Genomic DNA, 14311 nt, shown 5'->3' with positions numbered 1-14311 from the left:
CACTCCGGCTGATGACACTCCGTCAAGCGCTTGGTCGTCGCCGCACCGCACGACGGTTCCTGGCCACCTCGGCCGGCGTGGCGTCCGGTCTCCTCGTCACCGGCCTGCTCGCGGCACCCGCCCCGGCGCAACCCCGCACCGACTCCCGCACCGGCACCGGCCCCCGCGCGCCGATCGGCACGGTCGCCCGGACGGTGGGCGACGCCCGCTTCGAGCCGGGCCCCTGCCCGAAGACCCCGGAACCGGTCAAGGCGCTCGAAGGAGCCCGCTGCGGAACGCTCACCGTGCCCGAGAACCGCGCCAAGCCCGGCAGTCGAACGATCGAACTCGGTGTCGCGATCGTGCCCGCCGCGGCCGGCACACCGAAACCCGACCCCATCGTGTGGCTCGCGGGCGGACCCGGCGACGACGCCGTCGGGGAGGCGAAGATGGCGATCGACGGCGGCCTGAACCGCGACCGTGACGTGATCTTCATGTCCCAGCGCGGCACCTACTCGGCCGAACCCGATGCCCTGTGCCCCAACATCGACGAGTTCAACGCACGCGTGGTCGGCCTCGTCCACGACGCGCCGTCCACCGAACGCCTGCACGTCGAGGCCACCAAGGCCTGCCGCGACAAGCTGGTGGGCAAGGGCCTCGACCTCAGCGCCTACAACGACACCGAGAGCGCCGCCGACTACGACGACCTGCGCGACGCGCTGGGCATCAAGCAGTGGAACCTGTACGGCATCTCCTACGGCACCCACCTGGCGCTGGCCTACATGCGCCTGCACCCCGAGGGGCTCCGCTCGGTGGGCCTCGACGGCATCCTGCCGCCGTCCAAGGGCGGGTCGGCCTCGACCTGGAGCAGCTTCCAGCAGGGCGTCAACGGCCTGTTCAAAGCCTGCGCGGACCAGCCGGCGTGCAACAAGCGCTATCCGAACCTGTCGGCCACCTTCGAGAAGCTCGTCAACGACCTCGAAGCCAAGCCGGTCACCACCACCGTCACGCTCCCCGGCAGCGACAAGCCGGTGAAGGTCGTGCTGGACGGCGGGACCCTGGTGAACTGGCTGACCTCCGCCACCCACACGGCGGAGGCCGTACCCCGCTCCCTCGACGAGCTGGCCCACGGCAACCCGCAGCGGATCGCCGAGCAGTGGGCGGGCTGGAGGACCAACCCCAAGGGCATCGGAGTGACTTCGCACGGTCTCGTCTACGGCGTCTTCTGCAGCGAGTGGACGCCGTACGAGAGCGAGGAACAGGCACTGCGGGGCGGACAGAAGGCGTACCCGTCGTTCCCCCGCTCGGTACAGGCCCAGGCCCCGCTGCTCGCCTTCCTCCGTCCGGACTGCGAGGTCTGGAACGTCCCCCCGGCTGCGCGCTCGATCCGGGACGTCACGCGCAGTGACATCCCCACCCTCGCCCTGTCGGGTGCGTTCGACGCCCAGACCGGCGCGGACAGCGGCCCGTACGTCGCCCGTACGCTGAGCAGGGCCAAGGTCGTCACGGTCCCCTACGAGCCGCATGTGGTGTTCGCGACGTCGGAGTGCGCCCAGGAGATCGCCGTCTCGTTCTTCGACACCCCGGCCGCGCCGAGGACCGGATGCCTGAGCGGCCTCGAGCCGCCTGAGTTCGAGATCGGTCCCTGAGACCGCTCGACCGGCCTTAGCTACGGTCGTCGACGAGGCTGACCGCCTTCTCGCCGCCGGCCAGCACGCGCGGCAGCGGAAGGCCGCCCACGTTCTCCATGACCATCAGGCGGGCGTCGACCGCCGCGGGGCCGTCGTGGAAGCCGAGGTTCATCACAGTGCCGACCGGCCCGCTGGTCGTCCAGCTGTGCTCGGCACCGTCACAGCGCGCCTCGGTGCCGCCGAAGCCGAGCCGCTTGCCTTCCTGCACCAGGCTGCTGGCGATGAAGATTCTCCGGGCGGGCGACGGCTCGCTGCACCGGTAGGTGCCGGACATGGTGAGCGTTCCGTCCGGGGCGATGTACGCCTGCTCCTTGACGGAGACATCGCCGGTGAAGTTGTCGGCAGCGGCTGCGGTCGGGGTGAGTACAGCGGCCGCGGCGGCCAGGGCGGCGAGGGCGAGAGCTGGAATGCGCATGGGTCTCTCCGGGAGGTTCTGAAGGTCGTCCACGGTTGGGGTGGCGACACCAACCTTCGAACCGAATTGTGCGGATCGCACGCGCTGAACTCACTCACGGTCGCTCGTGTCGTCCTGGGCATTAGCCCGTACGCCCGCGCCGGGGTCTACCGGGAGCGCCCCTGGGACCGGGGGTTCGAGCACTGCACCGCGAGGGCCGCGAGGTCGTCGTCGAGCCTGCCGCCGCTGTAGGTGAGCAGGTCCCGGTGAAGCCGGTCGAGCAGGTCACGGGGCGGCGTGGGGCCTTGTCGCCGCATCCAGTCCGGCAGCGGGAAGAATTCGCCCGTACGGTCCCGGGTCTCCGTTACGCCGTCGGTGTAGAGCAGCAGCTGGTCGCCCGGGAAGAAAGCGACGGTGTCGACGCAGTAGTGGTCCCCGATGAGCGTCGCGAGGTTGAGCGGCGGCGAGGGGGCGGTGGGTTCCAGGACGTGGATCTCCCCGCGGTGCACGAGCAGCGGCGGGGGGTGCCCGCAGTTGAGGAGTCTGACGTGGCCGCTGTCGTGCGGGATCTCGGCGATGAGCGCGGTGGCGAAGCGTTCCGGAACGTCCTGGGCGGGGAACGCCGCGCTCCAGCGGGTGACGCTGGTCTCCAGGCGACGTGTGATGCCTCTCAGGTCCGGCTCGTCGTACGCTGCCTCTCTGAAACAGCTGATCACCGCCGAGGCGGCCCCTACCGCGGCCAGGCCCTTGCCGCGTACATCGCCGATGAGCAGCCGCACCCCGTACTGCGTATTGGCCGCCTCATAGAAGTCGCCGCCGATCCGGGCCTGCTCCTGGGCCGCCAGGTACAGCGACTCGATCTCGACGTCCTCGATGCGGGGCGGCAGTGGGCGCAGCAGCACCTTCTGGGCCGCGTCGGCGACGAGCCGGATGTGGAAGAGCGCCTCCTCCCGCTGGAGTCGGACGTGGCTCGCGTATGCGGCGGCCAGGGTGACCGCGACGATCGCGGCCACCGTGTAGGGCGTTCCCAGATCGGTGTAGGCGAAGCTGAGGCCGATCATGGTCAGCAGGCAGAACGCCCCCAGCAGGAGCGTGGGGAGCACGGGCCACATCGCGGCGGCGAGGGCGGGTGCGGCGGGCAGAAGACGGCTGAAGGCGATTTCCCTCGGTGTGGAGAACGCGAGGCCGGCGATGACGATGGTGAGGATCACCGGCGACAGCAGGGCGACGTCCCACCGGCCACTGCAGGGAAGACGACGGCGCCAGAGCCACCCGAGAGTGATCACAAGATGCATCATATCGGGACGAACTCGCGCATCAAGGTTTGCCTGGAACAGCAGCGGCAAGCGCGTCGAGCAGGCCGTTCGCGAACCCACCCAAGGGATCAAGGAGTGCCAGGGCGCGCGCAGTCTCGCCGTCCGAGCGGCCCCGGGCGGGCGTAACTCGTGATCTTTGCCCGCGTTGGTCGGCGTGGGGCCTGACACTTTCGACGATGTCGAACGGTCCGGCCCCGAAAGGATCAGGCGCCTCGTTGCGGGGCCAGGAAGAACGCTTGAGGGCAATTCACCATGCGCGACATCACCAAGAAGATCGCTTCGGCGATCGGAGCGGCAGCCGCTGCGCTCGGCTGCGTCATCGTCTCAGGTCCGCCCGCGGCGGCCGCGGGCAAGTGGTGCAACCACTCGGTCTGCATCGAGACCTACGACCACGGCACCTACCTGGGCAGGGTGGAAGTGTCCGTCACCAACACCAACCAGCCGCACCGCATCACCGCCCGCGTATGGACCACCAACGGCTGGAGCACCCACACCAAGACCGAGGACGTCGCCGAATTCCGCACCTACCGGGATCAGGCATACCCCCAGCGTCATTTCCCCGCGGGTACCCGGCTCTGCGCGGAAGGCTTCCGCGGCGGCGAGAGCGTGGGGCTCCCCTGCGTCACCATCACCGACTGACCATGTGACCCACACCGCCGGCGGCGGCCATCGCGCTCGATGTACGTCATCGTCACCGCGCCCCGAGGGCCGTCCGCCGGCACCACGACCGGACGACCGTCCCGATCCGCATGGGCCATCGTGCTCGGGCCGGATGGCGAGACGCAGCTCACTGGTGGCCACGTCGGCCGCGCACCCCGCCGTCGCGGTTCGAGTTGTTGGCGACGGCCCCGCCACCGCGTCCACACCATCCGGCCCTTCGCCCACTGCTCGACGCCGCCTCATCCCGATGCCGATGCCGGCCCCCGGGTCCAGGGGGTCATGAGGCCGGCGACGTCCCGCGCGGTCCAGTGCCCCGCCGCGCCCGGGCAAGCAGCCACGTACGCGGCGATGTCCGTCGGCTTCCATGCGCCCGCCTGCAGCAACCCGGCGCTCAGATGCCGCAGATACGCGGCGGACGGCTTTTCCCACACGACGTCGCCCATTCCCCACGGTGCGGTGAAGGTGAGCACCGGAACGCCGTCGACGGTGCCAAGGCAGACGAGTCTTTCGTAACGCCCGTTCCCCAGCAGCGCGCTGCCGCGGCTCAGCACATCGGTGAGATCCAGGTCGCGCCCCGGATCCCGGTACATCTCCTGAGCGGTGATGTCGGAGAACTGTCCGGCCGTGACCAGGTGGGCCCGGGCGAGGACACGTCCGGGCACGTCGGGGTCGTAGAAGGCCCGGCCGCCGCGCCACACCGGGGAGAGGGTGGCGAAGTACAGGGCGCCGGCGAGCTCCACGGGGACGGATGCCGAGGGCGCGCGGCGGTCCCGGCTGCCCGGGTAGGTCCGGGACGCTCCCGGAGGCCGGCCTCCCGCGAGGTAGTACGAGAGGCGGTCCAGGTGGGTGTTGGAGCCGTAGGCCGTGTACCAGACCTGGCGGGGCGAGCGGTCGGCGGGCCGCGTCGGGTCGATGATGCGCGTGGGGTCCATGTCCCTTGCCGTACCCGGTCGTCCCGTCCGATCCCCGGTGGTCTGGCGGAAGCCGGACGATCCCTGCCGGTCGGATAATCTGCGCGACGTGATCGACTCATACGCGAGCCTTGACGATGCCGGGGTCGCGATGGCCGCGGCATGTGCCGGCGCGGACACGGTGCACGGCATGTACGGCCGGCGGCTCACCCGCTTCGACAAGGGCGCCGGGGACTTCGCCACCGCCGCCGATGTCGAGGCCGAGAAGGCGATCCTCGGCGTCATCCGTGCCGCTCGGCCCGATGACGCGGTGCTCGGCGAGGAGGGCGGGCATCAGGGTGCCGCCGGGGCTGCGCGTCAGTGGCTGGTGGATCCTTTGTGCGGCACGCTCAACTACGCTGTCGGCAACATGCTGGTGGCCGTCAACGTGGCGCTGCGCGGCGGAGCGGCGGCCGTGGCCGACCCGTTCAGTGGCGAAGTCTTCTTCACCGACGGGGAGACCGCCTGGGTGCGGAACAACGGGGCCGATGCACAGCTGGCGCCCACGTCCGCCACCCGACTGGTGGACGTGAACCTGGATCCGCCCTTCCCGAGCGCGCCCGGCTTCCGGGCGGTGGACCTGCTGGCCCACCCCGGTTTCGCCGAGCGGTTCCGGCCACGAGTCGTGTCCACGACGCTGGCCTTGGCCTGGGTCGCCGCAGGCAAGCGCGCCGCATACGTCACCGATGGCAGCGAGCTGTCCGGGAGCGTGCATTTCGCCGCCGGCATCGCTCTGTACCGGGCCGCAGGCTGCCTCGTCACCGGGATCGACGGCGCCCCCGTCGGGCGGTCGAACCGCGGACTCGTCGTGGCCGCCGACGCCGAGACCCATGGGCTGCTGATGTCGATGATCCGCTGCTGAAGCCGGAGCCGCACCCGAGCCTGGCGTACGTCGACGTGAGCTTCTGCGCGCCTTACGGCCGAAGCTCTTTGCTGTGGCGGTGGTAGGCGCCGGGCGGCATGCCGGTCAGCTCGGTGAAGCGGGTGCTGAAGGTGACCGGCGACGAGCAGCCGACCGCGGAGCAGACCTCGGTGACGTCGAGGTCGCCGCGCCACAGCAGCGCCGTCGCGCGCTCGACGCGACGTGTCATCAGATAGGCGTACGGCGACGCGCCGTAGGCGAGCCGGAACTGCCGGCCGAGCTGCCCGGCCGGCATGTTCGCGTCGCGGGCGAGCGCCTCGACGTTCAGCGGCTGCGCGTACTCCCGGTCGATCCGGTCGCGGACGCGGCGCAGTCGCGCGAGGTCGCTCAGGCGCTGTGCGGCGGTAAGTGCGCGCATCCATCCGGGATGACACATGAGAGAACCCTTTCATCGATGGTCGCAAGCACCTGCGGACAGGCTGAGGGTGAAGAACGCCTCGGCCCGGTGGCCGTCATCGCGAGGACGCAGGCAAGCACGTCGGCCACCGAGCCCCGATGGATCGCCGAACGGCTCAGCGAAGCTCTTGGATGCGGATCAGGTTGCCCGCGGGATCGCGGAAGGCGCAGTCGCGAATGCCGTACGGCTGCTCGGTCGGCTCCTGGACGACCTCGGCGTCGCCTGCCTGCAGCTTCTCGAAGGTGCCGTCGAGGTCCCGGGTCGCCAGCAGGATCCACCCGTAGGTGCCCTTGGCCATCATCTCGACGATGGTGCGCCGCTCCTCCTCGGTGACCCCCGGGTCGGCGGCAGGCGGCGCCAGGAGGATGGACGTGCCGGGCTGATCGACGGGGCCGACCGTGATCCAGCGCATCTTGCCGTGCCCGACGTCGCTGCGGACCTCGAAGCCGAGGGTGTCGCGGTAGAAGGCCAGGGAGGCGTCCGGGTCGTCATGCGGGAGGGCGGTCGTGTGAATGGTGATGTCCATGTCCGTCACGTTAGTCGCCGCTCGGCCGCCGGTGCTTCTCCATTCCTGACCGGTCCGCCACCCGTCGCGTGCGCGGCCCGGCGCTGCGGCACCGGCGGCATCCGCTCGCGGTCCTCCTGTTCGGCCGGGCCCCGCCGCCGCCCGGACGGCATCCGGCTGTCGGGGCGGATCGGTGCGTCACTCACCGCGTCCGTGGTGCGGCGATGGACAGGACGCGGTCCCGGAGGACCGGAAGGCGGGTGCGATGGGCCTCGACGTCCCTCATGTCGAAGTCCCCCGTCAGGGTCTGCTCGCCGTCGCCCGCTCCGGCGAGCACATCGCCCCAGGGGTCGACGATCATGCTGTGTCCGGCCTGTCGCATGCCCCCGTGCTCGCCCGTGGCCACGCAGGCCAGGAGGAAGACCTGTTCCTCGACGGCCCTGGTGCGGGCGAAGAGCCGCAGGTGCTCCAGCCGTTCCGCCGGCCACGCCGCCGGAACGGCCACGATGTCCGCCCCGGCGTCGATCAGGGCCCGGAAGATCTCGGGAAACCGCAGGTCGTAGCAGATGGCCAGGCCGAGCGTCCCGAAGTCCGTGGGGACGGTGACGATCTCCTGTCCGGCCCCGAGGAAGACGGCCTCGCCGGTGTCGAAGCCGTACCGGTGGATCTTCCGGTAGTGGCCGCGCAGCTCACCCTCGCGGTCGAAGACGAGAGCCGTGTTGTAGAGGGTCCCGTCGCCGTCGCGTTCGATGACCGATCCCGCGTGGACCCATACGCCCGCAGCGCGGGCCGCCGCGGACATGGCCGCGGCCGTCGGGCCGTCCAGCCCCTCCGCGCCCTCGGTCCACGCGTCGTAGTCCCAGGCGCCGGTCGGCCACAGTTCCGGGAGCATCACCAGGTCGTCGCCTGCCCGGTCGAGGACGAGCGCGGCGGCGCGGCTCCTGCGCTGCTCGGCGGTCTCGGACGCCTCCACGGCTAGCTGGATCAGCGACGCACGCATGGGTCTGGCCTTTCTCTCCGTGTCCTCGTCCGGGGACGGCCCCGGAACGCGGTGGCGGCCCGGGGGCACCACGGAATGATTCACCTGGCAGGGGAACGCATGGGTACGTACACCATGAATGTATGTCCCGTTCCTCCGTGAAGGCGCCCCGCCGGAGAGTCGACCGACCGGCCTACTTCTCGATCTCCAGCACGGACATCATTCCCTGATCCTCGTGGTTGAGGATGTGGCAGTGGAGGACGGTCCTGCCCGGATAGTCGAGGAAGCGCGACCGGATCACCATGGTCCCGCGCGGCGGGATGTCCACGGTGTCCTGGAGCCCGAAATGGGGCTCCGGCTTGCCGTTGATGCTCATCACCTGGAAGTCGTTGGTGTGGATGTGGAACGAGTGCACCTCGTCGGTGTTGTTCCGGATGGTCCATTCCTCGACCGTGTTCAGTTTGACCCGGAAGTCGACGCGGTTGTGGTCGAACTGCTTGCCGTTGATGAAGAACTGGGTACCCGCCGTGTTCTCGGTGTACGTGATCGTCTTGCGGGCGGCGACGGATGCCTCGGCGAGGTCGTCAGTGGGACCGAAGGTGGTGGGCATGGGCTCGGCGGTCATCGGCTCGCCGGCGGATTCGACGGTCGCGAGCGTCGCCTGCGGGAACTGATTTCCGGCCTTTCCGGTGTTGTACGGGAGCGTCCGCAGTTCCCGGGAACCCTTGGGGCCGCCTTGGACGAGCACGTCGTAGCGGGCGCCCGCGGGAATGACGATCGAGTCGGCCGAGTAGACCTTGTTGACCGGATATCCGTCCTGGGCCACGACGTAGAACTTCTGTCCCGGCAGGGCGACTTTGTAGAAGATGTTGGCTCCGATGTTGGCGAGCCGCCACAGCTGCGTCTCACCGGGGCGGATCCGGATCCGGGGATTGAGCTGCCCGTTGACGGTCCGCGTGGTCGGCGCGCCCATCTTCAGGTCCTGGGTCTTGATCCGGTCGCCGACGATCTGGAAGTCCTTGAGCGCGACGACATGTTCCGTGATACCCCGCAGGGACGGCGGCAGATACGCATCGAGCCCGTCGACCACGATGATGCCGGACAGTCCGCCGGCGGTCTGTGCCGCCGATTGGGTGTGCGGGTGCGGGTGGTACCAGTACGTGCCGGGCTCGAGGCTCTCCGGGAACCGGTAGGAGTATCGGAAGGTCTTTCCCGGTTCGACCGCCAGGAAGACATTGTCGGAATTCCCCGCCGGTGATACGTGCATTCCGTGCACATGCAGATTTGTCTGCTTGTCGAGCCTGTTCTCGAACGTGATCTCCATGCGGTCGCCGGGCTTGAGGCGCAGCGTCGGCGGCATGTACTGGCCGTTGTAGGTCAGGGCCCACAGTCGGCGGCCCGCCAGGCCGACCTTCTTCCGCTCGACGACGATGCGCGTGCGGAGCAGCCCGTTTCTGCTCACCACCTGGGCGGGGTCACGCAGTTCGGTCGTGGCCGGGGCGGTGAGGGCGGCCGACGGGGAGACCGTGGCCAGTCCCGTCGGCGACGGCACCGAATGGGAGTGCCGTTCGGCGCCCGGACTTCCGACGCAGCCCGGCACCAGCGCGAGCACGGCGAGAAGTGATCCGACGGCGGACCAACTCCACATGAAACGCGAATGCATTCCGGTTTCTCTCCATAGCGATGATCCTTGGCGCGCGGACGACGAGAGTCGTCGGACGCCATCCTGCCCTGGCACAACCCCGCTGGAATTCAGCGACCCGCGATGACCGGTAACAAGCTCGATTCCGGCCCCCGGCGTCCCCGCGGCCATCGACGTCCGCCCGGTGATCAGCCCGGACAAGCTCAGCCGCGTACGCTCGCCGCCAGGCCGGGGAACCGCGCCGCCTGGGCACAGGCCAACCGCCGTACGGCACGGGAGTCTTCGTCGCCGAAACGCCTGAAGCGGACCGCGAGGCACGGCTGTGAGCGGCGCGCATGGGTCCCCGTCCGCGGCGGCCTCGCCCAGCTGCTCGACGGCGGCGAGGTTCCACGCGCCGATCCGGTCGGCGGCGTCCTCGACGGCCTCGCGAAACCGCGGCCGATGAGGAGCGCGAGCACGCACCGCCCGGGAGATCCTCGCCCCGCATGAGGAGAAGGCCGCGCTCCACCCGGAGTGGGCCGCCGAACTCGGCCCGCCGCCGGCGGCCTGATCACTTGGACGACAGAGCCTGGGCGGGACGACCCTTCCTTCTATCTCCAACCTGCGTTGTTCCTAGAATGTCCGAATGAAGGACATCGACGCGATCGCGGTGTTGCAGGATCCGGTGCGGCGCCGCCTGTACGAATACGTGGCGGCACAGGGCCGTGAGGTCAGCCGCAACGAGGCCGCCGAGGCGGCCGGGGTGGCGCGCACGCTCGCCGCGCACCATCTGGACAAACTGACCGAGGCCGGGCTGCTGGAGAGCGGCAGCCGCCGCCTGACGGGCCGCTCGGGGCCGGGGGCCGGCCGTCCCGCCAAGGTGTACACGCGGGCCCGGACCGAGCGGTCGGTGTCACTGCCCGCCCGCGACTACCGCACCGCCGCCGAGCTGCTCGCCGAAGCCGCCGAGCAGGCCGGGCTCGACGCCGGGCTCTGCGCGGCCGCACGCCGCCGGGGTGAAGCCCTGCGCGGCTCGGCTGCGCCCTGCGGCGGGCTCGACGAGGCGGCGAAGATGCTGGCCGCCCGCGGCTACGAACCACACCTGGAAGACGCCGACAACACCGAAGGCGCCGAGGGAACGACCGGGGACGCAGCACGCGTCGTCCGCATGCGCAACTGCCCCTTCCACGCCGTCGCCGAACGCTTCCCGCCACTCGTCTGCGGCATGAACCTCGCACTGCTGGAGGGACTGCTCGGCACGGACGGCCCCGTCCGCGCCCGCATGGACGCCCGCCCCGGGGAGTGCTGCGTGGTGGTCGAGGCTTCTAAAAACAATGATGATTGACATAGAAAAAGGGTCGTGTTGGGATGAGGCCATGACCGCATCCGCGCATGCCGCCCACCTCGCCCAACTCAACGTCGGTACGCTCCGCCACCCCATCGGTGACCCGCGCGTGGCGCCGTTCGTCGAGATGCTCGACCCGGTCAACGCCGCCGCCGACGGTGCGCCCGGCTTCGTGTGGCGGCTCGTGGAAGAAGGGGCAGCCGACGCCACCGGACTGCGCCCTGCGGGCGAGAACGTCATCGTCAATCTGTCGGTGTGGGAGACCCAGGAGGCCCTGTGGGACTTCGCCTACCGCACCGGGCACCTGGAGGTGATGCGGCGGCGCCGCGATTGGTTCGAACGGCACGTCGAGGCGCACCTGGTGCTCTGGTGGGTCCCCGCCGGGCACGTCCCGACCGTCGGCGAGGCCCTGGAGCGGCTGGCGGACCTGCGGGCGCACGGGCCGTCCCCCCGCGCCTTCACCTTCGCCTCCTCCTACACCGCCGCCGAGGCCGCCCAGCACCTGGAGGTCCTGCCGCCGGCGCTGCCCGGGCAAGCCGCCCGGACCGCGCGGCCGGTGCCGGCCGGGGACTCAGCGGCGGTCTGAAGCAGGGACCACCCCCGGCCCAGCACGGCGGCGGCACCGTGACCGCGCCGGGCGACCAGGGAAATCCTGGCCGGAGGCTTCGCCAGGACGCCGTGCCTGGTGCGGCGTACGCTCGTCGGCAGGGGGACCCGTGATTCGTTGCGGTGGGGCGGCAGGGCTCACCCCGAACCGACCGGCGCGCAGCGTCGACCGTAACCTCACCGGGTACCTCCGGCTCACCACTCACCTCCAACGGCTCCACCGTGAGCCGGACCCGGACGAGACCGCGGGAGGAACCTTGACCGCGCTCGGCGACCTGATCGAGATCGACGACGGGACCGTACTGGTCCTCGGGCAGGGACTGGATGTCGAGCACGATCAGCCGGACGTCGCCAACGCCCTCGTACACCGGGCCGGCGACACCTTGGTGCTTGTCGACACCGGCGTCACGGCGGCCTTCCGCTCGGCACTGCGGGAGGCGGCCGACCGGGTCGGGCCCTGGTCCCGGGCCCTGGTGCTGACCACGCACGGCCATCCCGACCACGTCGGCAACAACGACCTGGCCGACGAGCTGGGTGTGCCGGTCCAGCACTACGTCCCCGCCTTCGACGTCGACCAGATGCGGGACCCGGCCCAGTACTGGGTGCGGTCCTTCGACCGCATCGCCGGGCTGGCGCCGCTGCCCGCGCCGGCCGGCAAAGTGGTGTCCCTCTTCGAGCCGATGCGGCCCTTCGGCGCGACGACCCGGACCTACGAGGAGCGACCGCTGGAGCGGATACGGATCGGCTCGCTTCGCTTCACCGGCTGGACCTTCGCCGACGGTACGGTCCGCGTGCTGCGCAGCCAGGGCCACTGCGCCGGGCATGTGATCGTGCACCTGAACGACTGCGGTGTCCTTCACCTGTCCGACGAGGGCAACGGACCCTGCGGCGCGATGGCCGACGCCGACCAGCTCAAGATCCAGACCGTGCTCGGCGCCGTCGCCCTCGTCTTCGAGGAGGGAGAAGCCGCGGTCCTCACCGACGGGCACACCTTCGGCGTGCGCCGTGGCGCTGAGGCGGCGTCCTACCTGGACGGACTGCTGGAGCAGGCCACCGCGCTGCAGGAGGCGGCACTCCGACTGACCAAGGACAGCAGGCAGGTTCGGCCGAGCGCCTTCACCACCCGCTACGGAGAGACCGCCGCCGAACTGGGGGTCGGCGGCGCCAACCCGAATGCGATGTTCACCGCCATGATGGCGGTCAACCAGCTGCGCGAACTCGGACTGCGGCCGGAGTCCGGCGTGGTCGACGCGCCCTGGTCCCGGCCCACGCTCCACAACCCCGCACCGGTCCCCCGGCGGCCCGGCTCCGGTGCCCGCGGCAGTCGGGATGCCTCGCCGGAAGCCGGGAAACAGGGACCGTTGGACCCCGGCGGCGTCTCGTCCTGGCCGCGATGACGGGTGCCGTCCGTAGTCGGCGGGCGAGTTGGCGGGGGGGCCACACCAAACTACGCCGGCACCGTCTGCTTCCCCGCGCTTTCGAGGTGGGGCTGCCCGGCGTGTTGATGGCGTTGTGCCCAGCGGACGCCGAGTGGTGCCGCCAGGCCCGTGAGCGCGAAGAGCGCTCCGACGACGTACCAGCCGGGGCGGCCCCAGGTGATGCAGAGGGAGATGAGGAGGGCCGGGCCGACGGCCTCGGCGAGGCCTGCACCCAGGCCGAACACGCCGAGGTACTGGCCGGTGGCGTGCTTCGGGGCGAGGGTGAAGGAGATCTCGAAACCGCCGGCGGAGTGCCACAGTTCGCCGATGGTGTGGACGAAGACCGCGGCCAGGAGGAGTACGGCGGCGGCCCAGGCCGGCACCCCGGCCGACAGTGAGATCAGTGCGCAGGCCAGGAGGAAGGCGACGCCGGCACGGCGGTATGCGATGGCCCCGGCTGCGGGGGTGTCGATGTGGCGGCTGGCTCGGACCTGGAACGCGATGACGATGACCGTGTTCAGAACCATGGTGCCCGAGATGAGCCAGTGGGGAGCCGCGGTGGCAGCGACCAGCCAGAGGGGGATGGCCACGGTGAGCACCTTGAACTGGATGGCCATGATGCCGTCCAGAACGGTGAGCAGGAGGTACGGCCGGTCCCGCAGCGCGATCCAGCGCGGGCCGGCGACGGCGGGCTCGGGTGTGACGGGCGGCAGGAAAACCATGATCACCGCAGAGGCCACGAAGGCGATCGCGTTGCCGATGACGAGTAGTTGGTAGGCACTGTGGGTGCCGACCTGGACGGCCCAGCCTGCCAGCACGGCGCCCAGGGAGATGCCGATGTTGGTCACGGCTCGGAGATAGGCACGGAACTCCTGCGGCCGGTCTCCTCCATGCTGCCTGATGAGAGGGCTGCGTGCGGCCAGTCCGGCACCCTTCGCCCCTGTCGCCGCGCATACCGCGACCACGAACGGCCAGAAACTGTCCGCGAGTACGAAGGCCGCCGTTGCCAGCCCCTGGACGACGAGGGTGGCGACGTAGACGCCGCGCGCTCCGCGTCTGTCCGCGAGGTGGCCGGCGGCGATGCCCACCACGAGCGAGAAGACACCGGCCAGGCCCAGTCCGAGACCTACCTGGGCCGCCGGAAGGTGAACCGCCTGGGTGAAGTACAGCACTCCGGCGGTCAGATAGAGGCCGCTGCCGACGGTGTGGACGAAGTTCGAGACGGCGAGGGTGCGCTGCGGTCCGGCTTCCGGCAGCAGGTGGGGCATCACGTCGCTCCGCATCCTGAAGGTATGTAATGGCCAGCTAAGCCTGTTGCAACTTACCGACAGTGGCAAGGGGGTTGCTGATCCGCGGCGGCCGGCACACATCGGCGAATCGGCCCGCATCCGCCGCCACCACCCGGCAACGGCACATGCCAGCGGATGTTGTCAGTGGCAGCCGTTACGTTCTGGCGCGTAACCGAGGAGCGTTCACGGCCACCCCCCATGACCGTTTTGGCAGGTAGCTGCCATGAGCACGCCTTCTC

The 14311-nt window shown here is 70.3% G+C and carries 14 protein-coding genes and 1 pseudogene; 6 read left to right on the top strand and 9 right to left on the bottom strand.

The genetic code is table 11. The features are described from left to right. Positions 1–11 precede the first annotated feature (11 nt). The gene (locus ABT342_RS18580) at positions 12–1628 is read left to right on the top strand and encodes an alpha/beta fold hydrolase (RefSeq protein WP_351574463.1); all 1617 of its coding nucleotides are present in this window, start codon (positions 12–14) and stop codon (positions 1626–1628) included. 16 nt (positions 1629–1644) lie between these two features. On the opposite strand, the gene ABT342_RS18575 is transcribed toward ABT342_RS18580, so the two are convergent. After that, entirely contained in the window at positions 1645–2085 is a 441-nt protein-coding gene (locus tag ABT342_RS18575) for a DUF6299 family protein (protein ID WP_351574460.1), read from the bottom strand. Between the two features lie 146 nt (positions 2086–2231). Next, complete coding sequence (locus tag ABT342_RS18570; RefSeq protein ID WP_502965570.1) at positions 2232–3359, bottom strand: PP2C family protein-serine/threonine phosphatase; 1128 nt, start codon at positions 3357–3359, stop codon at positions 2232–2234. Between the two features lie 273 nt (positions 3360–3632). Here ABT342_RS18570 and ABT342_RS18565 point away from each other — a divergent pair, with 273 nt between their 5' ends. Continuing rightward, positions 3633–4019 (top strand): hypothetical protein, encoded by a 387-nt coding sequence (locus ABT342_RS18565; RefSeq protein WP_351574457.1) that lies wholly within the window; start codon positions 3633–3635, stop codon positions 4017–4019. A gap of 260 nt (positions 4020–4279) precedes the next feature. Here the strand turns inward: ABT342_RS18565 and ABT342_RS18560 are convergent, their stop codons facing one another. Further along, positions 4280–4972, bottom strand: coding sequence for a histone deacetylase (locus tag ABT342_RS18560; RefSeq protein ID WP_351574454.1), 693 nt, complete (start codon positions 4970–4972; stop codon positions 4280–4282). Between the two features lie 88 nt (positions 4973–5060). Between ABT342_RS18560 and ABT342_RS18555 the strand changes: the two genes are divergently transcribed. After that, a complete protein-coding gene (locus ABT342_RS18555) occupies positions 5061–5852 on the top strand; it encodes an inositol monophosphatase family protein (RefSeq protein ID WP_351574451.1) in 792 nt (263 codons plus the stop codon). Positions 5853–5916: 64 nt separating this feature from the next. On the opposite strand, the pseudogene ABT342_RS18550 reads toward ABT342_RS18555, so the two are convergent. From ABT342_RS18550 to ABT342_RS18530, 5 genes and pseudogenes are all read right to left on the bottom strand, one after another. Continuing rightward, positions 5917–6288, bottom strand: a pseudogene (locus ABT342_RS18550) (helix-turn-helix domain-containing protein); the annotation flags it as partial. A 136-nt stretch (positions 6289–6424) separates the two neighbouring features. Further along, positions 6425–6835 carry a VOC family protein gene (locus tag ABT342_RS18545; protein ID WP_351574445.1) on the bottom strand — a complete coding sequence of 137 codons (411 nt, stop codon included), beginning with the start codon at positions 6833–6835 and terminating at the stop codon, positions 6425–6427. Positions 6836–6840: 5 nt separating this feature from the next. Next, a complete protein-coding gene (locus tag ABT342_RS18540; RefSeq protein WP_351574442.1) occupies positions 6841–7020 on the bottom strand; it encodes a hypothetical protein in 180 nt (59 codons plus the stop codon). Then, positions 7017–7814, bottom strand: coding sequence for a nitrilase-related carbon-nitrogen hydrolase (locus ABT342_RS18535; protein WP_351574439.1), 798 nt, complete (start codon positions 7812–7814; stop codon positions 7017–7019). The genes ABT342_RS18540 and ABT342_RS18535 overlap by 4 nt, the downstream gene beginning before the upstream one ends. Before the next feature lie 172 nt (positions 7815–7986). Further along, on the bottom strand, positions 7987–9456 hold the full coding sequence (locus ABT342_RS18530; RefSeq protein ID WP_351574436.1) for a multicopper oxidase family protein: 1470 nt from the start codon (positions 9454–9456) through the stop codon (positions 7987–7989). Between the two features lie 604 nt (positions 9457–10060). On the opposite strand from ABT342_RS18530, the gene ABT342_RS18525 reads away from it, so the two are divergent. The 3 genes from ABT342_RS18525 (at position 10061) to ABT342_RS18515 (ending at position 12762) form a co-directional block, all read left to right on the top strand. Beyond that, entirely contained in the window at positions 10061–10759 is a 699-nt protein-coding gene (locus tag ABT342_RS18525) for a helix-turn-helix transcriptional regulator (RefSeq protein WP_351574433.1), read from the top strand. A 31-nt stretch (positions 10760–10790) separates the two neighbouring features. Next, positions 10791–11345, top strand: coding sequence for a DUF3291 domain-containing protein (locus ABT342_RS18520; RefSeq protein WP_351574430.1), 555 nt, complete (start codon positions 10791–10793; stop codon positions 11343–11345). 277 nt (positions 11346–11622) lie between these two features. Continuing rightward, complete coding sequence (locus tag ABT342_RS18515; protein WP_351574428.1) at positions 11623–12762, top strand: MBL fold metallo-hydrolase; 1140 nt, start codon at positions 11623–11625, stop codon at positions 12760–12762. Between the two features lie 50 nt (positions 12763–12812). On the opposite strand, the gene ABT342_RS18510 is transcribed toward ABT342_RS18515, so the two are convergent. Continuing rightward, positions 12813–14066, bottom strand: a complete 1254-nt coding sequence (locus tag ABT342_RS18510; RefSeq protein ID WP_351574426.1) for an MFS transporter — start codon at positions 14064–14066, stop codon at positions 12813–12815. Between the last annotated feature and the right edge of the window lie 245 nt (positions 14067–14311).

Source organism: Streptomyces sp. NPDC000410 (assembly GCF_040300305.1).
In the GTDB taxonomy this organism is placed as follows: Bacteria; Actinomycetota; Actinomycetes; order Streptomycetales; family Streptomycetaceae; genus Streptomyces.
This window is presented reverse-complemented; position numbering and strand designations above follow the sequence as displayed.

Excerpts from the sequence above, each read along its gene's own strand:
- ABT342_RS18565 (WP_351574457.1), top strand. The coding sequence starts at position 3,633 with ATGCGCGACATCACCAAGAAGATCGCTTCGGCGATCGGAGCGGCAGCC.
- ABT342_RS18535 (WP_351574439.1), bottom strand. The coding sequence starts at position 7,814 with ATGCGTGCGTCGCTGATCCAGCTAGCCGTGGAGGCGTCCGAGACCGCC.
- ABT342_RS18525 (WP_351574433.1), top strand. The coding sequence starts at position 10,061 with ATGAAGGACATCGACGCGATCGCGGTGTTGCAGGATCCGGTGCGGCGC.
- ABT342_RS18510 (WP_351574426.1), bottom strand. The coding sequence starts at position 14,066 with ATGCGGAGCGACGTGATGCCCCACCTGCTGCCGGAAGCCGGACCGCAG.
- ABT342_RS18580 (WP_351574463.1), top strand. The coding sequence starts at position 12 with ATGACACTCCGTCAAGCGCTTGGTCGTCGCCGCACCGCACGACGGTTC.
- ABT342_RS18575 (WP_351574460.1), bottom strand. The coding sequence starts at position 2,085 with ATGCGCATTCCAGCTCTCGCCCTCGCCGCCCTGGCCGCCGCGGCCGCT.
- ABT342_RS18570 (WP_502965570.1), bottom strand. The coding sequence starts at position 3,359 with ATGCATCTTGTGATCACTCTCGGGTGGCTCTGGCGCCGTCGTCTTCCC.
- ABT342_RS18545 (WP_351574445.1), bottom strand. The coding sequence starts at position 6,835 with ATGGACATCACCATTCACACGACCGCCCTCCCGCATGACGACCCGGAC.
- ABT342_RS18530 (WP_351574436.1), bottom strand. The coding sequence starts at position 9,456 with ATGCATTCGCGTTTCATGTGGAGTTGGTCCGCCGTCGGATCACTTCTC.
- ABT342_RS18520 (WP_351574430.1), top strand. The coding sequence starts at position 10,791 with ATGACCGCATCCGCGCATGCCGCCCACCTCGCCCAACTCAACGTCGGT.
- ABT342_RS18560 (WP_351574454.1), bottom strand. The coding sequence starts at position 4,972 with ATGGACCCCACGCGCATCATCGACCCGACGCGGCCCGCCGACCGCTCG.